The organism is Paenibacillus sp. V4I5, assembly GCF_030817255.1.
Lineage (GTDB): Bacteria > Bacillota > Bacilli > Paenibacillales > NBRC-103111 > Paenibacillus_E.
Genome location: NZ_JAUSZB010000002.1, coordinates 3,520,388 through 3,537,475 on the forward strand (window position 1 = coordinate 3,520,388; position 17,088 = coordinate 3,537,475).

A 17,088-nucleotide genomic window follows, 5' to 3' on the forward strand; every position below is an offset into this window, starting at 1 on the left:
GAGGTGTTTGTCCTGTTCACTCACTACCAAACCACCCCTCTGGAACAATGGGTCGAAGCTTTATATCTCCAACATGATATCACAGAGCCTGCTCAGCTTAGCATGACCCATTTGGCTGCTAAACTGGATATTTGGGTTTATGCGATGGATATGAACAGCATGGCTGTTGAAAATAACGGGCAATTCAGCATCAACGTTGACCGTCGATTATCTGCCAAAGAGCAGTGGGAAGACTTCCTTCACGAGCTTTGTCATGTGCTTCGCCATTCCGGCAACCAAATGATCATGCCTGATCGCTATGTCGATTGGCAGGAGCAGGATGCATCAGCCTTCCAGCTCTACGCGGCAATACCGATATCCATGCTTAAGAAATTGCCGCTGCCCGAGCAAAAGAACGAAATGATTGCCCTTCTCTCCGAAGAATTTCAAGTAACCCATCGGCTTGCAGCAGCACGCATAGAGCAAATTCAGCGACGTGTCCTGCAAGGCATTATGGATCATGAATACCAGCTATTTACACATAGCCAAGCTAGCAAATACAATCCAGCCAATTGGTCCGATGCAACTCGCCTCATCATGGACAAGCTGGAGCATCTGAAGCAAAAAGGGGAGCCCTCTGATGGCTAAGCTGACTGTTTTTTATGACTTCCATGAAGAGCGCATCCAGCCCTTTCTCATGGCGCTGCGTTTTCGGCAACACGAGCTAGATTGGAACAAAACTTCGATGTACGTGCCATTAATTGCTCCGTTTCAGCAGCTAAAGATGGAAGAAATCCCAGACTTAGAGGCAGGAATAACCGTCCTGCTGGATGACCTCGTCATTAATCCAGGACACCCCCAATGCATCGGCGTCAGCCTCTCCAGGATTAAACAGCGACATATGGCGCTTTCACCTGATGCTCTACAAAGCATCCAACAGCTATGGATACGCATGAGCGACATCGAAGAAGTACTGCAGATGGATACCCGCTCCCTCTACCCTTGGTCTTCCAATTAAATCCTCTCAAGACAAAAAGATCCCATACATCTTCGGGCAATTTGTCCGATGAAGTATGGGATCTGAAGGGATGTCTCTTCCCTATTTAATTACTCATTAATATAAGAGCAAATATAATCGCTTACTGTTTTCACTTCGAGCTTGAATTTTGCATTGGCGGGAACTGTGAATTCACCTTGGCCACTGATGGTAATCCATTCGCTGCTGCCTGGAAGCAATACGTTCAGCTCACCAGCTTGAATTTCCATGATTTCTTTAACATCTGTTCCGAATTCGTACTCACCCGGGAGTAAAATGCCGAGTGTTTTTTTGGTTCCATCGGCGAATTGAACGGTGCGGCTAGTTACTTTACCGTCGAAATAAACGTTGGCTTTTGTTAATACCGTTACATTTTCAAAGCTAGACATGGTGATTGGTTCCCCCTTTAAAATGACTAAAAATGATGCCAAGCCCACGCGGGGTGGGCTATGGCTGCTTTCAACTAATTAAGACAATAGAGCTTTCACTCTAGCTGCTACGTTCTCTGGGTAGAATCCGTATTCTTTGAGAACCAAATCTCCTGGTGCGGATGCTCCAAATGTAGAGATACCGAGGATGGATCCTTGGTCGCCAACGTAACGTTCCCAACCAAGCGGGTAAGCCATCTCAACGGCTAGACGCTTCTTCACTTCTGGCAGAATGACAGAGTCTTTATATTCTTTGGACTGTTTCTCGAACAGCTCCAAGCTTGGCAAGCTGACGACACGAACGTTAATGCCTTCGGCTTCAAGAAGCTTTTGCGCCGCGACAGCCAATTGTACTTCAGAGCCTGTTGCCAGAATTTGAGCAACTGGCTTGCCATTTGTAGCATCGGATACCACGTATCCGCCTTTGCTTAGGTTTTCTTTCGCGCCTTGGACTGTTCCTTCAAGGATCGGCAGGTTTTGGCGAGTCAATACGAGTGCAACTGGCCCCTTAGCTTGGGAAATCGCATAGCGCCATGCTTCAGATGTTTCGTTACCATCAGCTGGGCGAATAACGGTGATGCCCGGAATGACACGAAGCGCTGGCAATTGTTCAACTGGTTCATGCGTCGGTCCATCTTCACCAACAGCAATACTGTCATGTGTTAGAACGTAGATAACTGGAAGCTGCATAAGAGCCGCCAGACGAATCGATGCACGCAGGTAATCAGAGAATACAAAGAATGTAGCCCCGTATATCTTAACGCCACCATGCAGAGCCATACCGTTCATTGCTGTACCCATACCGAATTCACGAACACCAAACCATACATTGCGGCCTGCATAGTTGCTTGCGCTGTAGTTGGATTCGCCTTTGATCATGGTGTTGTTAGAGCTAGCCAGATCCGCGGAACCACCGATCAATTGCGGCAACTTAGGTGCAATCGCATTAATCGCATTACCGGAAGCAACACGAGTAGCCATAGGCTTGTCTGATGTGCTGTAAACCGGAAGATCTGCGTCCCAGCCTGCTGGCAATTCATCGCTCACTGCCGCACTGAACTGGTTGCCGAGTTCTGGATATGCCTTAATGTAGTCATTCAACAGGTTGCTCCAAGCTTGTTCAGCTGCAGCGCCTTCTTTTTGAATTTCTGCATAGTGCGCTCTAACTTCGTCCGGAACTAAGAAGTCCGGCTCTTCCGGCCAGCCGTAAGCTTGCTTCGTCAGCTTCACTTCATCGCCGCCTAGCGGAGATCCATGTGGTCCAACGTGGCCGCCTTTGCCGCCTTTGTTCGGGCTGCCGAAACCGATTGTCGTTTTCACTTCAATCAGAGTTGGGCGCGTTGTATCAGCTTTTGCTTCAGCAATTGCTTTGGAAATCGCCGCAAGATCATTTTGCTCTTCTACACGCAGCACTTGCCAACCGTAAGCTTCAAAACGCTTCTCAACGTTCTCGGAAAATGCCATATTAAGCTCGCCATCCAGCGAGATATCATTGGAATCGTACAACATGATTAATTTGCCCAATTTTAGGTGAGCTGCCAAGGAAACCGCTTCAGATGAAACGCCTTCCATCATGTCGCCATCACCACAGATTGCGTATGTATAGTGGTCGATTACAGGGAAATTCTCTTTATTGTAAGTCTCTCTCAAATGAGCTTCAGCCATAGCCATACCAACTGCCATACCAATACCTTGTCCAAGTGGACCCGTCGTTGCGTCAACACCTGCTGTATGACCGTATTCCGGATGTCCTGGCGTTTTGCTTCCCCATTGGCGGAAGTTTTTGATCTCTTCCATTGGCAAATCGTATCCACAAAGGTGAAGTAGGCTGTATAGCAGCATGGACCCATGGCCCGCAGAAAGCACGAAACGATCACGATTGACCCATTTTGGATTAGATGGATTGTGCTTCATATGCTGTTTCCACAGCACATAAGCCATTGGCGCAGCCCCCATGACCATACCTGGGTGACCTGATTTGGCTTTCTCAACGGCATCGATACCCAAAGTACGGATCGTGTCAACCGCTAATTGTTCAATTGTTTTTTTTGTTACTGTCATTCGAAAATTCCCTCCTATATTTCTGTATTTTCGTCAATCAATGACTTGTACATACAAGTGACTTTTCTCGCTTGCATTATTGTACCATTTGCTTTAATGCTTTGCCACAATAAGCCGCTAAAACATCATCTACCTTCACTAGCAAAAAGACTGCATCCAGCAATGGACACAGCCTAATCTAGCTTAATTAAATACAACTGTCTTGTTATTATGCACAATAATTCGATCTTCTACATGCCAAGCTACCGCTCTAGCAAGGACGATCCGTTCAATATGTCGACCGATTCTTTTCAAATCTTCGACGTTATCACGGTGACTTACCCTTTGAACGTCCTGCTCAATAATAGGTCCACCATCCAGTTCATCCGTCACATAATGTGCAGTAGCGCCAATAATTTTCACCCCACGGTTATGGGCTTGCGCATAAGGCTTTCCGCCGACAAAGGCAGGCAAGAAGGAATGATGGATATTAATAATACGGTTAGCGTAGTGTTTAATAAAAGAAGGCGAAACGATCTGCATATAGCGAGCCAATACGATCGCATCAACATTGTCTCCAACGACTTCAAGCTGACGACGCTCGGCTTCTGCCTTCGTATCCGCGGTAACCGGAATATGGTGATACGGAATTCCAAAAGGTTCGACGAGCGACTGCATGTCCGGGTGGTTACTAATGACCATCGCGATATCTGCGTTAAGATCACCCGCGCGCCAGTGCCAAAGCAGCTCAAGCAGTGCATGATCTTCCTTCGATACGAAGATAGCGATGCGCTTTTTCTGACTGGCAAGAGAAAGGCTCCAATCCATGGAGAACTTGTCCGCAACGACAGAGAAATCTTTTCTCAACTGGTTAACCCGACTCCCAAGCTCTATTAAATCGAACTCGATCCGGATGAAAAACATGCCGCCCTCAGGATCCATTGTGTATTGATCGGATTGCACGATATTCGCGCCATATTCAAACAAAAATTGTGAAACCGCCGCGACGATTCCCGGCTGATCTGGACAAGAGATCAACATTCTTGCCCTATTCACCATTACGCTTTCCCTGCGCAATGAGTTACTCATACTTCCCTGTTCCATGTTATCCCCCTAATAGCTTTAACTTTCTGTAAGAAAGCTTTCTTTTTAGTTTGCTGAAATCTATTTTAAACTTTCTTAAGTATCTCTTTACCTGCGAGCCAAACAATTAATCGTTGATTAATCTGCTCCTCGCTAAGGTCAGAGAAAAGATTTTCTTCATGTAGAATATCATACAAACGCTCCAGCGGCTCACGTCCGTCCGCTTTCTTAGCCTTGGCATCATTTTTCAATAGTTCCCATGTATTCAGAACGAAATCACGGAAATGAATCTCTTTTTTGCCTAACAAAAAGTCAATTCGCTCTACATGATCCAAGAATTCGCCGCCAAAACGTCCACTGAGGTTACCAGAGAGCAGCGCGATTTCTGCTTCGTACATCGGACGCTGCGTTTTATCTTCTTTACCAATCCAAGGAGTTTCAAGAATCATCGGCAAATGCTGCAGCTTCTCATGGTTGGCAACATTATTCATAGCTTCAAAGCCAATCCAACCTGAACCAAGCGGCGCGTGGCGGTCCTTGCTGGCTCCGCGAGGATTCTTACTATCATTCAAGTGAATAACACCAAGCTTTTCTAGACCGATTACTTTGTCAAAATGATGCAGAACGCCATCGAGGTCGTTCACAATATCATACCCAGCGTCATGAATATGGCAAGTGTCCAAACAAACGGATAATTTGTTATTAAACTCTACTTGCTCCATAATTTCAGCTAATTCCTCAAAGCTGCGGCCAATTTCCGTCCCTTTGCCAGCCATTGTTTCCAGTGCGATGTTCACATTCGTATCTTTAACCCCTGCAAGTACTTCGTTCAGACCTTCCGCTATTCTGGCAATGCCATACTCCGCATCCTTGTCCGTGTAAGCCCCGGGATGAAGAACGATATTGCGAACGCCAATGTAGTCTGTCCGACGAATTTCTTCCTGAAGGAAACGCACGGCTAACTCAAAGGTATCTTCTTTATAAGAACCTAGATTAATAATGTAGGGAGCGTGTACGACAATTTCGTTCATCGCATGCTTCTCCATGACTGCTTTACCTTCTTCGACAAATTGATCCTCAATCGGTTTACGGCGCGTATTTTGTGGGGCACCCGTGTATATCATAAATGTGGAAGAACCGTATGTGACTGCCTCTTCTGCTGCATTTAACAAGCCTTTATCTGAGAACGAAACGTGTGAGCCAATTTTGGGCATAATGGTTAACTCCTTTTTGTGTGTCTACTACGCAACTACTTAGGTATGGAAGACCAAAGTAGTTACGTCTACTACCTTCCTATTTTACTAGGATTGTCGCAAGAAATCTAGAAATAAGGTATAATTCTTAAGATATATTGATGTAGGCTAGTGAGGTGACAAATAAATGGCTAATGATTTTTTCATGTGGTTCATCATTTTCTGGGTATGTGTCCTGCTTTTGTTCATGTCTATTGGCGGGTATTTCATGTTTCGGAAGTTCCTCAAGGTGCTGCCCAAAGAAGACGGTAAGTCGAAACTGGATTGGCAAAATCACTACGTGGATAGCTCGCGGCACTTATGGACAGAAGACTCCAAAACATTTCTCGATCAATTGGTATCACCTGTGCCGACAGCTTTTAGAGATATTGCCAAGCATTCCATCGCAGCACGCATTGGACAGGTTGCCTTGGAGGCGCATGCAAGTGAAGTAACGCGTGACCACTGTATTCAAGGTTACATTCTCGCAACACCACGGCGCGACTATAAAAGCTTGACTAGCTTCCTCGAAAAGCAGCAGATTGACTATAGTGCGCATAAGCATTTACTCCAATAAAATAAAAAAAGCCATTCCGCTTTTTACGTAAGAGGAAGGCTTTTCTTTCCTATGTTTTGAAAGCGCTTACCAATATAACGAAAAAAACCGGTCTTACACCACCCTCCCGCTAGATAGACAAGGGCAAAGCAAAATCGGAATAGCACTTATGGGAATTGCTTATAATTTCTATACTTAACCTATTCTCCTCCGTGGAAACGCACGTTTTGCAGAGACAAAGTGGAATCGTTGTATGATAGAAACCCGTCTTAAATATCTGATCTGAATGACCTCTACCTATAATCGAACTACATTGAATACAATAGACAATATCCGAATTCATGATATTTCTCCCCTTTGAATGCTCAAAATGTCGTATGTTGTTACATTCTGTATATATCTTGATTATAAGATACGTTTTGTAACATTGCAAGGGGCTGGATTCATTTTTCCGTGTATGGATATAGAAATTATGTATTCGAACATTTTAATTCGACATTCATTGGTTTTTATACTAACCTTATGAGAGCAACAAACGGATTAGCACAAGCTGAGCGGCTTTATTTCTCACTCAACATATCAAATCAACTGTACTAACAGCTGATGAATGTTCTGGCGTGTAGCTTTTTGAAAGCTTAACGTATTCCGTATTCTGTGTGACCGCAAGTTGATTGATGGCATAGAGCATTTCGGAAACAACATGGTCTTCAGATTGAATAACCGCTTTATAGATGTATTCATTATCGTTATTACTTTCTAGTTCTATGCTACCATTAACTTGAAATAATTGACCGAAAATTGTAAATTCAAAACCATAGGTGACTTGATGGCTGGTTGGCAAACATAAGGGACTAGCAAATGTGAATTGGGACTTTTCAAGTGCTATAATTTCGATTAGTGCATGTTTGCTATTAATGAGTTGATTTCGAATTCGAATAATATTCAACTTTCCATCCAGTGGTACGACTAATGATAATTTACTTTTTTTCTCCAACGCCATTTGCCTCATCCCTCCTTTTTGTTACATCTTGTATCTAGTCAATGAATCTTTGCTTTGTTATAATAGTTCTCTGGTATATAGCGAGAAAAACAGTGGTTATAATGTTAAAGAATAATTAAACAGTGAGGAATGATCACGCTGAAATATGGAGATCGCATTGCCCTTTTACGCGAAAAAAGAGGATTAACTCAAGAGGAACTTTCTAATAAAATTGGAATATCTAGAGCCGCTCTTTCTCATTACGAAACAAATCGACGTGAGCCGGACTACGAAACCATTAATAAGATCGCCAATTTTTTTAATGTTACCGTTGATTATTTACTTGGCCGGACTGATCAGCCACAAACGGTTCTAGATCATGATGTTAGAGAGTTCGTAGAGCATCTCGATTTAACGGATGAGAGCATTTTGAAAAAGTTTTCATTAACCGTGGATGGTCGAGTTCTGACCCCAGAGGAAGCAAAACGATTCATCGCTTTTGTAAGAGCTGAGCGTTCCTTGGAGTAGCTTGTGAGGAAGACATCATAACTTGATTCTGAAACTTCTGCTGGTCGATCCCTAACTGCTGAAGAACATGATGAATTTCTACTGAAATCTTTTCTTCTTGTTTCATAAGAAACTCCACTCCCAACGCTCAGCTATTAACTTTAAAAAGAATTACAATATTACTAATCGCCATGATACATTATGTATCTATCCCGAGCCACTACTTTCAACAAAAATCAACTTAAGTTGATTTTCTATTCCTTCACGCCAATATACTTTAATGTCACTGATGGAGCCGATTGATTAAATAAGTCTCTGAGGACCGAAACATTTTTCGTTCTTAGGTAATAATGATAGCCGTATGTTTTTCGAAGTGTGTGTGTACCTATGTCGTTTAGTCCAACTTGCTTGGCTGCTTCATTTAAAATACGATAAACTCGGATTCTTTTGATCGGATTGCCCGTTCGTTGGGATGGGAATAAATAGGCATCTCCATCCATATATTGGATATATTCTTCAATATAAGTTTTAAGCTGTGGAGAAAGTTGAAACGTCTTTGCTTTCCCCGTTTTCTCTTCCTTGATGCTGACTACACTTCGATCCTTCACATCGCTCACTTTCAAAGACAATAGATCGCTTAGATGAAGTCCCGAATTAATCCCAATGGTGAAAAGAAGCCAGTCTCGAATCGACTGTTCTTTCAAAACAGCCTGTATCTGTTCAATTTTCTCTTGTTCTCTAATAGGTTGAACAACCTGCATGAGTTGCACCTCGCATGAATTTAATCAGTTCCGTTTGTATGTTACGAATTGTATCTTATTACAGCAAGAAAACTCTTATTTTACTCTATCATTCCCCCTACTTATATTATGTTACATATTGTATCATAAATTTAATAAATGATCTATGCCTTTTATAGTTCTCAAAACCTAATTATTGCTGTATAATTCTTAATAAAGAACGATTGCGTGCAGCAATTCTTAGGATTGGAGGTTATGTACAGTGTTAAAAATCGTTCGAATATCTTGTCTGATTTTACTCTTTAGTGCAATCATCTTCCCTGCATATGCTTCAGCTTCAGGTAACGAATCAGGAAGTTCTCAGAAAAACAGCATTCTTTCTAAGTTTGCTTCAATTTTTTCAGATAATAATTGGAATAGTAATAACAGCAATAATAGTAAAAATAACAACAACAGCAATAATAATAATAATAATAATAATAATAATAATAATAATAATAATAATAATAACCATAACCATAACAATAACAATAACAATAACAATAACCATCACTGGAACGACATTAAATGGGACGACAAAGACTGGGACGATATCAAATGGGATGATATTGATAGTATGGATTCCTTTGATATTTGGAAAAAGTGGTTTTGCTACTGATGAATACATATACTCCGTTGGCTTCGGCTAACGGAGTTTTTATGTGCTTATGACAGCTTCGTTTCTAGGACAAACACTGTTATTTCAGGCCTACAATTGAACCGAATCGGGAACAAAGTCGTACCAATTCCACGGTTCGTGTAGACGTGAAACTCGCTTCCTTCAAAGGTGTACAAGCCAATAGGGTACTTTTGTCCTAGTTCCGGCGTAAATATACTGCCGTACAATGGAATCCTAATCTGTCCGCCATGGCTGTGTCCAGAGAGCTGCAGATCGACTGGATAGTTTAGCGACGTGTCTGCGATATCTGGCTCATGCGCAAGTAGAAGCACGAAATCATCCTGCTTTACACCTTGCAAGGCGAATGGCAAATCCGGTTTACCGTGGAGCATTTCATCTATACCAACGACCTGTAGTCGTCCATTCCCACGTTCAATAGATCGGCTTTCGTTGACTAAGACGGTAAAGCCGGATCGCTCAAGTACATCCCTTACACGACTGGAATTTAGCCGCATATCATGATTACCGAGCACAGCGAATTTGCCCATTCCTGCTTGGAGTCGCGATAAGATCGGAATCACTTCGTCACTTACTTCACCGAATCTGGAATCAAATAAATCTCCTGTAAAACAGATGATGTCAGGCTCTTGCCGCTGCAGCAGATCAACCACTTTGTTCATCTGTTCTAGACTGTAATACTTGCCGATATGCGTATCACTGAATTGGACAATACGCACGCCCGCAAACGATGCAGGATACCGACGGTACGAAAGACGAACCGTTGTCGACTGAATCCAATACCGCTCTCCGAAGATGCCATATAATCCACTAACTCCCGTTAATATGGCTAAGGATTCAACCGCAATCAGACTTTTTTTGAGAAACGTCCTGCGATTTAGGCGAATATTCTTCACTTTAGGTTTCCCTACCCTCTCCTTATGTTTTGAGCCGACTGCATATTTACGCGATTTATGTCGAGGGAACCCACTTGAACAGCGATACAATTTGTATAATTTTAATGTAATCGGGATTGATTTCACAGAAAAAACGTGCGATAATAAATCAACAGATACAAATTGTATCGCGATAGATGATTTGGAGGGGTCGTTTGTGAATCAGATAAACCAGGTGGATACCGAAGAGTTTGATAAGGAGTGGGTCAATCTTATTATGAGCGCGCGTAAGATGGGTCTTACGATGGAAGATATCCGCGCATTCCTAAGAAGCCCCTTCCAACCCACGACAATTTCACTTTCAACGGAAAACGATCGCTTCATGTCCTCAAAGGGATTCATTCAACAATCGTCCTAGAACTATTCGTCGTTTGGACGTTTCATTCTCCATTTATTGAAATCCAGAAACTCTCGAAACTGCTGCTTGTCAACCCCAGAAGTCATGGCTTCTTTAATGATCTCATACCATTCCGGATCGAGCTCACGGTCATTAGCAGCCATCTCTTCTTGGTCATCAATTAGCCTATCGACAGGCACTTTCAGAACAGCTGCAATTTTCTCAAGAAACTGAATCGAAGGGTTCTTCTGAATGTCCCGCTCCAAGCTGCTAATATAAGATTTAGCAACCCCTGCACGTTCCGCCAGTTCTGTAAGAGACAGACCCTTTTCTTTCCTCAATTGTTGAACTCGTTTTCCAATCATTTCGGATCTTCCCTTATAATGAAGTAATGTTGCTCTTGATGTTATTATATCAGAATTTCTTCTAACGAACAAATTTGTTTCATATAACGAACAATAAAGCCCCAAGAAGGGGCTATTTTGAGTTACTTCACTATTATCGTTTTCTTATATAAATAATAATTCTAAGAAATATCAGCGCTGCTAGTGAATCCAGCAGCACATCCTGGACTAATGCGGACCTTCCCGGTACATATGACTGATGCCATTCATCAACAATGGCCATCAAGGTCGTGCAAACCCAAGCGAACCATATCGACTGCCTACGAATCACTATGTAGAAAAAGATACTGAGCAAGCCAAACATAAGGACATGTGCGGATTTACGAATAATCGCATTGGTTACATAAGCATTATGTTCATTCATACCTGTTATTTGCTGGATTTGCTCTTTGGTATTCTCACCGGTAAAGGTCTGAAGAGCAGTGAAAACAAATATAGTTCCAATGATTATAGTCAATACGATCAAGCATAACAACTGCTTCATTCTACTTAATTTTATCATTGTTCCACTTCATAAACTCAATCAAAATTTTTAATTCATGAATACGTTCCTTATCTATGCCGGACTGCTTCAAATCATTAATAAAATCCATCCACTCCTGATCAAGCTGTTGGCTTGTTTCCACATCAGCAGCAATTTTTAACAGCATTTTCAAGTCTACTTTAAGAACCAAAGCTATTTTTTCCATGACATGAATCGAAGGGTTCTGTTTGAGATTTCGTTCTATGTTACTTAAATAGGACTTGGAAATACCGGTCCGCTCTGACAGCTCGGACAACGTATACCCCCTTTGTTTCCGGATACTTGATATGTTTTGACCGATCATCGTTATCATCACTCCACAGTGACACTTTTGGCTAGATTTCTTGGTTTGTCTACATCGCAACCTCGATATACAGCTGCATAATACGCTATTAATTGTAACGGAATGACGGAAACAAGCGGAGTAAGAAACTCATGAACCGCAGGTAAAACGATTTGATCGTTCTTCTCCTCTATCCCTTCAATGCTAATCATACACACATTAGCGCCACGTGCTATAACCTCTTGCACATTGCTTCGAATATTTGCTCTAATATGAGGTTGTGTGAGAAGCGCGATAACAGGCGTTCCTTCCTCAATTAATGCAATCGTTCCATGCTTTAATTCCCCGCCAGCGAATCCTTCCGCTTGAATATAAGAAATTTCCTTAAGCTTTAATGCGCCTTCCAAACATGCGTAATAGTCCACACCACGACCAATAAAGAAGCAATTACGTGAAGCATTTAAATACTTCCACACCATTTCTTCCATCATTTCTTTTTTGTTAATCATAATTTCCATCGCATTGGCCGCTATACTTAATTCATGAATAGGATTCACATCGCCTAATTTGCCCTTATTTCTTGCACTATCGAACGCAAGTATCGCTAACACCGCAATTTGTGCCGTATAGGCTTTCGTTGATGCTACAGCAATTTCTGGTCCGGCATGCGTGTATAAGGTATAGTCCGATTCACGGGATAAGGTTGAACCTGGAACGTTGGTAATTGTCAATGCTGAATAGCCCATTTGTTTGACGGCTACCAATACCCCCCTGCTATCTGCTGTCTCCCCACTTTGAGAAATACAGATAAATAAGGGGTTACGGGACAGAATGGGTCTGTTATACAAAAATTCACTTGCGATATGTGTTTCAACCGGGATGTCCGCAATCTTTTCAAGCAAATGCTTTCCGACTAATCCGGCGTGATAACTTGTACCGCATGCAATGATGTAGATGCGATCTGCTTGCTTCATGCTCTCACGAATGTTATCGTCTATCATCAAGTCCCCATTACCGGCTTGATACTTGGAAATGACTTTGCGGATGACGACGGGCTGTTCATCAATTTCTTTCAGCATATAATGCGGATAGGGTCCCTTCTCAATATCTCTGGCATCCAGTTTAACTTGAAATGGCCGCCGCTGAATAAGGTTTCCGCTCAGGTTTTTAATGGTTTTGGTCTTTTGGCGAAGTATGACCATCTCCTCATCCATCAACTCAACGAACTGACTCGTAAGCTGCAGCATCGCCATAGCATCGCTTGCGATCACATGAAAATCATCTCCGAGCCCGATGAGTAAGGGACTCTTATTTTTGCCAACATAAATCGTTTCCAGATCCTGATTATCTAATAACGCTACGGCATAAGAACCTTTGATTGTCATAAGCAATTGTCGGAAAGCTTCCTCCACCTGCAACCCGCTTTCCACTAATTTCTCCATCATCTGTACGATGACTTCCGTATCCGTGTCGCTGGTGAAGGATACTTCAAGCAAATATTGATGCTTCATTTCTTCGAAGTTCTCTATAACCCCGTTATGTACAATCGTGAACCGACCATTGTTACTTTGATGAGGATGCGCATTCCTGCGGCTTGGCTTGCCATGTGTAGCCCATCTCGTGTGACCAATTCCAACCCTCGCCATTTCCTCGTGGTTAATGACTTCGCGAAGCTCTGCAATCCGGCCCTGCTCTTTATAAACATGCACGCCTCTGTCATTTAATAAGGCTATTCCGGAAGAATCATACCCTCTGTATTCTAGTTTTTCTAATCCTTTGATCAGGATATCCTTCGCTTCCTGATTTCCGATGTAACCGACAATTCCACACATGATTACTTCCTCCTTTTAAATAACGACCTTGAATGGCATAGTTTGCATAACAGCTTTCTTGATACAAGTGATCACACTCTGTTGTTCATCTTCCTCTAATTGTGACCCCGACGGTAAGCAAATTCCTGTTTGAAACAATCGTTCTGATACACTCTCGTTATTGCTATGTGGATAGTACCGAGCTCCTTCAAAAAGCGGCTGCAGATGCAGCGGTTTCCAGACTGGACGGGCTTCGATGTTTAATTCTGTCAATGCTTCTAACACTTCCTGAGCGGTTACCCCAGCTTCTTTCTCCTCTATCGTTAATACGGTGAGCCACCGATTCGAGCGCGTATTTGCTAGTTCTGGCATGAATTGAATGCCTGGCAAATGGGATAAGGCTTCATCATAACGGTTAAAAACAGCTCTTCTCGCATTGACTCGCTCTTTCAAAACCTCAAGCTGCGCTCTGCCTATTCCAGCTAACACATTGCTCATTCGATAATTGAATCCTAATTGACTATGTTGATAATGGACGGCTTGATCCCGTGCTTGTGTAGCTAAGAAACGAGCTTGCTTTAATGCCTCTACATCATCGGAAACCAGCATTCCCCCGCCTGAAGTAGATATAATCTTATTCCCATTGAATGAATATACGCCATACTTGCCGAATGACCCGCTTGCTCTTCCTTTATACATAGATCCGAGCGATTCCGCTGCGTCCTCAATGACGGGGACATCATAGGATTCACATAACGACATAATTTCGTCCATTTTTGCACTTTGACCATAGAGATTTACAACAATAACGGCCTTAGGCAATTTCCCCTCTAGAGCAGCATCTTGCAAAGCGAATTCCAATGCCCTAGGGGACATGTTCCATGTCTCGGGCTCAGAATCAATAAATACCGGCCTCGCTCCACAATAAACAATCGGATTTGCGCTGGCCACGAAGGTAAGACTTGAGCAGAATACGCTGTCCCCTTCATTGACACCTATCAGCCGCAATGCCAGATGGATTGCCGCGGTCCCCGAGCTAACTGCCGCAGCGGCATTAGATCCAACAAAAGACGCAAGCTCTTTCTCAAATGCATCCACATGCGGACCTAGAGGGGCGATCCAATTCGTATCAAAGGCATCCTGGATATAGCTCATTTCATTCCCGCTCATATGTGGAGGGGAAAGATAAATTCTTTTGTTAGGTGTAGTCATTCGCCGCCTTCACAGCCTTTCCAAGATTAATTAAACACAAAAAGCGCCATTCGGCGCTAATAGACAAACATATGTTTTAGCATAGGTAAATCAGATAGATCCCTCAAATTATCGATTGAAAAATGAGCCTTATATTCTTGATCAGCTGCAATCCCTGAGTATAACCCATCTTTTCGATCTATTTGGATTGTTATCCACCCAAGTCTCTTGGCTGTTATAAAATCTTTATTAATATTATCTCCGATATAAACACACTGATCATGCGGAAGCTGTAATTCCCGACTTGCTTGTTCATAGGGAACATGACTGGGTTTCCAATGCTCTCTGCCCAATCTGTCTGTGAGAATAACTGAGTGAAATTTTTCTTGAAGTTTTAATGCATTAACTTTCTTTTCCTGAGCAACTAAATATCCATCCGATATTAAACCAATTTTAACAGTATCCCTTAAATTCTCAAGAATCCACTTGGCATCCTCTAACAAATGAATATCAGGTTCATGAGATCGATAATAATCGACCATATTCTTAATCATCGTATTATCATAAAAAATATTTAGTTTCTCGAGCGTTTCATTGAATATAAGCTTTGTTTTTCCTGAGAGAAATAGATCTAGTGCTGTTTCATAAAAACCCGTGATCTTGAACTCTTTGTTCATCCAACGATCAATCGCTTTAAAGCCGCTTTGCACATAATCCTTTTCTTGGTATAAGGTATCATCCATATCGAAAACCAAAGCATTAATGGTCATGTTGGATACTCTCTGTAAAGACTGCCTCATCATATCTAAGCATCGTTAGATTTTCACGCCAATTATAATCCTCTTCGGAGAAGGATTCGCCACTGCACATTTGGAGGACCCACAATGGAAAATCTGCACCTGCTTCAATGGAAAGCGGAATTCCTCCGCCAAAGCGCGGGTTAATTTCAATGAAAGTAATCTCTCCATTTTCTTTTTTAAAGCATTGCAATGTGATACACCCAACTGGACCAGGCAAAGATTTGACCACTTGTTTTACTGCAGTAATGATATCACTATCTTTCTTAGTAACCCCTTTACTGACTTCTCCTGCCCTGGTTTCTAACCTTAATCTTGGAACGACTGTTTTTATATTTCCATTAAAGTCAACCATCACATCAACCGTATATTCTGTACCTGTAACAAATTCCTGAACCATAGCATTGGGGATGTAATCCTTAAAAAAGTACAATTCTTTTTCATTGTTGATTTTGGTAACCCCTACACTTGAGCTTCCGTTAAGAGGCTTGATCAATAGCGGAAATTGATACTGTTTATTATTAATTTCATCATCGCTAAATACTTTTGGAGTAGAGATATTCCTATCTTGGAAATATTTATATGCTTTGGTTTTATCACATGAGATTTCGTTTAATTCATTACTTGAAACTAATAATTTCACACCAATTTCTTCAAAAGCATGTCGATTTTCTGAAAGAATAACCAATTCCGTATCGATAAGCGGGATGATAATATCAATCTTTTCCTTTTGACATATTTGAAGTAATTTCGGTATGTAATTAGGATCCGTTACTCTCGGTACAATAAAATGCTTATCGCTAAAAAAAGCAGTGGGTGCAGTTTGTTTTAAATCCGCGGTCATAATACTCCCGTTTAGGTTATGTTGAACGAGCACTTTCCTAAATTGCTGCAATAAAGACAATCTCCTACCGGAGCTAGTAAACAAAATATTTATCTTACTGTTCAACATTTTTCATACTCCCTTCAAATATTGGCATTGTTGCATGATTGCCATTTTGGATCCCTTGCGGTTTCAACACTTTAATAAAAGTTAAAGCTAAAATCTTAATATCAAGGAGTAAGTTTTGATTTTCCACGTACCAGATATCCAATTTGAATTTATCTTCCCATGAGATTGCATTCCTGCCGTTGACTTGAGCCCATCCAGTAATTCCGGGTCGAACTTGATGACGTTTAGCCTGTTCTTCAGTGTATAAAGCCAAATAATCCATTAACAGAGGCCTAGGCCCGACTAAACTTAAAACTCCCTGGATGACATTAACCAATTGCAGCAATTCATCTAGGCTATATTTTCTAAGAAACATACCAAATGGGGTTAATCTTATCGAATCGGGCAATAAATTTCCTTCATAGTCTCTAGCTTCCGTCATGGTCCGAAATTTATAAATTTGGATAGGTTTCCCATGTAATCCCGGCCTTTGCTGCATAAATATGACGGGAGATCCTAACTTTAACCTAACCAATACAGCGACAATCCCCATAATCGGAAGAAATAGTATGAATAAGGGAATGGATATCAACAAGTCACAAAGTCGTTTCATGAATGAT

The 17,088-nt window shown here is 41.9% G+C and carries 21 protein-coding genes; 6 read left to right on the top strand and 15 right to left on the bottom strand.

Annotated features, from left to right (window positions below; genetic code table 11):
- Window positions 1–111: 111 nt before the first annotated feature.
- Entirely contained in the window at window positions 112–627 is a 516-nt protein-coding gene (locus QFZ78_RS17930) for an ImmA/IrrE family metallo-endopeptidase (protein ID WP_307549576.1), read from the top strand.
- On the top strand, window positions 620–997 hold the full coding sequence (locus QFZ78_RS17935; protein WP_307549578.1) for a hypothetical protein: 378 nt from the start codon (window positions 620–622) through the stop codon (window positions 995–997). The genes QFZ78_RS17930 and QFZ78_RS17935 overlap by 8 nt, the downstream gene beginning before the upstream one ends.
- Before the next feature lie 89 nt (window positions 998–1,086).
- On the opposite strand, the gene ppnP is transcribed toward QFZ78_RS17935, so the two are convergent.
- The 4 genes from ppnP to QFZ78_RS17955 all read right to left on the bottom strand — a co-directional run bounded on the left by ppnP (window position 1,087) and on the right by QFZ78_RS17955 (window position 5,780).
- Window positions 1,087–1,404 carry a pyrimidine/purine nucleoside phosphorylase gene (gene ppnP, locus QFZ78_RS17940; protein ID WP_307549580.1) on the bottom strand — a complete coding sequence of 106 codons (318 nt, stop codon included), beginning with the start codon at window positions 1,402–1,404 and terminating at the stop codon, window positions 1,087–1,089.
- Between the two features lie 78 nt (window positions 1,405–1,482).
- The gene (gene tkt / locus QFZ78_RS17945) at window positions 1,483–3,504 is read right to left on the bottom strand and encodes a transketolase (protein WP_307549582.1); all 2,022 of its coding nucleotides are present in this window, start codon (window positions 3,502–3,504) and stop codon (window positions 1,483–1,485) included.
- 183 nt (window positions 3,505–3,687) lie between these two features.
- Window positions 3,688–4,587 carry a formyltetrahydrofolate deformylase gene (gene purU, locus QFZ78_RS17950; RefSeq protein WP_307549585.1) on the bottom strand — a complete coding sequence of 300 codons (900 nt, stop codon included), beginning with the start codon at window positions 4,585–4,587 and terminating at the stop codon, window positions 3,688–3,690.
- A gap of 65 nt (window positions 4,588–4,652) precedes the next feature.
- Window positions 4,653–5,780 carry a deoxyribonuclease IV gene (locus QFZ78_RS17955; protein ID WP_307549586.1) on the bottom strand — a complete coding sequence of 376 codons (1,128 nt, stop codon included), beginning with the start codon at window positions 5,778–5,780 and terminating at the stop codon, window positions 4,653–4,655.
- Between the two features lie 166 nt (window positions 5,781–5,946).
- On the opposite strand from QFZ78_RS17955, the gene QFZ78_RS17960 reads away from it, so the two are divergent.
- The gene (locus QFZ78_RS17960) at window positions 5,947–6,375 is read left to right on the top strand and encodes a DUF2621 domain-containing protein (RefSeq protein ID WP_057305039.1); all 429 of its coding nucleotides are present in this window, start codon (window positions 5,947–5,949) and stop codon (window positions 6,373–6,375) included.
- Window positions 6,376–6,925: 550 nt separating this feature from the next.
- On the opposite strand, the gene QFZ78_RS17965 is transcribed toward QFZ78_RS17960, so the two are convergent.
- The gene (locus tag QFZ78_RS17965; protein ID WP_307549588.1) at window positions 6,926–7,354 is read right to left on the bottom strand and encodes a hypothetical protein; all 429 of its coding nucleotides are present in this window, start codon (window positions 7,352–7,354) and stop codon (window positions 6,926–6,928) included.
- A 138-nt stretch (window positions 7,355–7,492) separates the two neighbouring features.
- On the opposite strand from QFZ78_RS17965, the gene QFZ78_RS17970 reads away from it, so the two are divergent.
- On the top strand, window positions 7,493–7,861 hold the full coding sequence (locus tag QFZ78_RS17970; protein WP_029196339.1) for a helix-turn-helix domain-containing protein: 369 nt from the start codon (window positions 7,493–7,495) through the stop codon (window positions 7,859–7,861).
- Between the two features lie 233 nt (window positions 7,862–8,094).
- On the opposite strand, the gene QFZ78_RS17975 is transcribed toward QFZ78_RS17970, so the two are convergent.
- Window positions 8,095–8,601, bottom strand: coding sequence for a tyrosine-type recombinase/integrase (locus tag QFZ78_RS17975; protein ID WP_261302557.1), 507 nt, complete (start codon window positions 8,599–8,601; stop codon window positions 8,095–8,097).
- Window positions 8,602–8,842: 241 nt separating this feature from the next.
- Here QFZ78_RS17975 and QFZ78_RS17980 point away from each other — a divergent pair, with 241 nt between their 5' ends.
- Complete coding sequence (locus tag QFZ78_RS17980; RefSeq protein ID WP_307549590.1) at window positions 8,843–9,238, top strand: hypothetical protein; 396 nt, start codon at window positions 8,843–8,845, stop codon at window positions 9,236–9,238.
- A gap of 47 nt (window positions 9,239–9,285) precedes the next feature.
- On the opposite strand, the gene QFZ78_RS17985 is transcribed toward QFZ78_RS17980, so the two are convergent.
- Entirely contained in the window at window positions 9,286–10,152 is an 867-nt protein-coding gene (locus QFZ78_RS17985; RefSeq protein WP_307549592.1) for a metallophosphoesterase, read from the bottom strand.
- A 196-nt stretch (window positions 10,153–10,348) separates the two neighbouring features.
- On the opposite strand from QFZ78_RS17985, the gene QFZ78_RS17990 reads away from it, so the two are divergent.
- Window positions 10,349–10,549, top strand: coding sequence for an anti-repressor SinI family protein (locus QFZ78_RS17990; RefSeq protein WP_307549594.1), 201 nt, complete (start codon window positions 10,349–10,351; stop codon window positions 10,547–10,549).
- A 2-nt stretch (window positions 10,550–10,551) separates the two neighbouring features.
- On the opposite strand, the gene QFZ78_RS17995 is transcribed toward QFZ78_RS17990, so the two are convergent.
- The 8 genes from QFZ78_RS17995 to QFZ78_RS18030 form a co-directional block, all read right to left on the bottom strand.
- Window positions 10,552–10,893, bottom strand: a complete 342-nt coding sequence (locus QFZ78_RS17995; RefSeq protein WP_261302561.1) for a helix-turn-helix domain-containing protein — start codon at window positions 10,891–10,893, stop codon at window positions 10,552–10,554.
- A 133-nt stretch (window positions 10,894–11,026) separates the two neighbouring features.
- Window positions 11,027–11,434 carry a VanZ family protein gene (locus tag QFZ78_RS18000; protein ID WP_307549598.1) on the bottom strand — a complete coding sequence of 136 codons (408 nt, stop codon included), beginning with the start codon at window positions 11,432–11,434 and terminating at the stop codon, window positions 11,027–11,029.
- Window positions 11,418–11,768, bottom strand: a complete 351-nt coding sequence (locus QFZ78_RS18005) for a helix-turn-helix domain-containing protein (RefSeq protein ID WP_307555768.1) — start codon at window positions 11,766–11,768, stop codon at window positions 11,418–11,420. The genes QFZ78_RS18000 and QFZ78_RS18005 overlap by 17 nt, the downstream gene beginning before the upstream one ends.
- Window positions 11,768–13,570: a glutamine--fructose-6-phosphate transaminase (isomerizing) gene (gene glmS / locus QFZ78_RS18010; RefSeq protein ID WP_307549600.1), complete on the bottom strand. Its 1,803-nt coding sequence runs from the start codon at window positions 13,568–13,570 to the stop codon at window positions 11,768–11,770. The genes QFZ78_RS18005 and glmS overlap by 1 nt, the downstream gene beginning before the upstream one ends.
- Before the next feature lie 15 nt (window positions 13,571–13,585).
- Window positions 13,586–14,761 (bottom strand): DegT/DnrJ/EryC1/StrS family aminotransferase, encoded by a 1,176-nt coding sequence (locus QFZ78_RS18015; RefSeq protein ID WP_307549603.1) that lies wholly within the window; start codon window positions 14,759–14,761, stop codon window positions 13,586–13,588.
- A gap of 56 nt (window positions 14,762–14,817) precedes the next feature.
- Window positions 14,818–15,510 carry an HAD family hydrolase gene (locus tag QFZ78_RS18020; RefSeq protein WP_307549604.1) on the bottom strand — a complete coding sequence of 231 codons (693 nt, stop codon included), beginning with the start codon at window positions 15,508–15,510 and terminating at the stop codon, window positions 14,818–14,820.
- Window positions 15,500–16,489, bottom strand: coding sequence for an ATP-grasp domain-containing protein (locus QFZ78_RS18025; RefSeq protein ID WP_307549606.1), 990 nt, complete (start codon window positions 16,487–16,489; stop codon window positions 15,500–15,502). Before QFZ78_RS18025 ends, QFZ78_RS18020 begins: the two co-directional genes overlap by 11 nt.
- On the bottom strand, window positions 16,476–17,081 hold the full coding sequence (locus tag QFZ78_RS18030) for a sugar transferase (RefSeq protein WP_307549608.1): 606 nt from the start codon (window positions 17,079–17,081) through the stop codon (window positions 16,476–16,478). The genes QFZ78_RS18025 and QFZ78_RS18030 overlap by 14 nt, the downstream gene beginning before the upstream one ends.
- Window positions 17,082–17,088 lie beyond the last annotated feature (7 nt).

What these genes read in the sequence shown, in the direction of transcription:
- QFZ78_RS17935 (WP_307549578.1), top strand. Translation starts at nt 620, where the DNA reads ATGGCTAAGCTGACTGTTTTTTATGACTTCCATGAAGAGCGCATCCAG.
- QFZ78_RS18005 (WP_307555768.1), bottom strand. Translation starts at nt 11,768, where the DNA reads ATGATAACGATGATCGGTCAAAACATATCAAGTATCCGGAAACAAAGG.
- purU (WP_307549585.1), bottom strand. Translation starts at nt 4,587, where the DNA reads ATGGAACAGGGAAGTATGAGTAACTCATTGCGCAGGGAAAGCGTAATG.
- QFZ78_RS18025 (WP_307549606.1), bottom strand. Translation starts at nt 16,489, where the DNA reads ATGTTGAACAGTAAGATAAATATTTTGTTTACTAGCTCCGGTAGGAGA.
- QFZ78_RS17975 (WP_261302557.1), bottom strand. Translation starts at nt 8,601, where the DNA reads ATGCAGGTTGTTCAACCTATTAGAGAACAAGAGAAAATTGAACAGATA.
- QFZ78_RS17995 (WP_261302561.1), bottom strand. Translation starts at nt 10,893, where the DNA reads ATGATTGGAAAACGAGTTCAACAATTGAGGAAAGAAAAGGGTCTGTCT.
- QFZ78_RS17960 (WP_057305039.1), top strand. Translation starts at nt 5,947, where the DNA reads ATGGCTAATGATTTTTTCATGTGGTTCATCATTTTCTGGGTATGTGTC.
- QFZ78_RS17955 (WP_307549586.1), bottom strand. Translation starts at nt 5,780, where the DNA reads ATGCCCAAAATTGGCTCACACGTTTCGTTCTCAGATAAAGGCTTGTTA.
- QFZ78_RS18000 (WP_307549598.1), bottom strand. Translation starts at nt 11,434, where the DNA reads ATGATAAAATTAAGTAGAATGAAGCAGTTGTTATGCTTGATCGTATTG.
- tkt (WP_307549582.1), bottom strand. Translation starts at nt 3,504, where the DNA reads ATGACAGTAACAAAAAAAACAATTGAACAATTAGCGGTTGACACGATC.
- QFZ78_RS18015 (WP_307549603.1), bottom strand. Translation starts at nt 14,761, where the DNA reads ATGACTACACCTAACAAAAGAATTTATCTTTCCCCTCCACATATGAGC.
- QFZ78_RS18030 (WP_307549608.1), bottom strand. Translation starts at nt 17,081, where the DNA reads ATGAAACGACTTTGTGACTTGTTGATATCCATTCCCTTATTCATACTA.
- ppnP (WP_307549580.1), bottom strand. Translation starts at nt 1,404, where the DNA reads ATGTCTAGCTTTGAAAATGTAACGGTATTAACAAAAGCCAACGTTTAT.
- QFZ78_RS18020 (WP_307549604.1), bottom strand. Translation starts at nt 15,510, where the DNA reads ATGACCATTAATGCTTTGGTTTTCGATATGGATGATACCTTATACCAA.
- QFZ78_RS17965 (WP_307549588.1), bottom strand. Translation starts at nt 7,354, where the DNA reads ATGGCGTTGGAGAAAAAAAGTAAATTATCATTAGTCGTACCACTGGAT.
- glmS (WP_307549600.1), bottom strand. Translation starts at nt 13,570, where the DNA reads ATGTGTGGAATTGTCGGTTACATCGGAAATCAGGAAGCGAAGGATATC.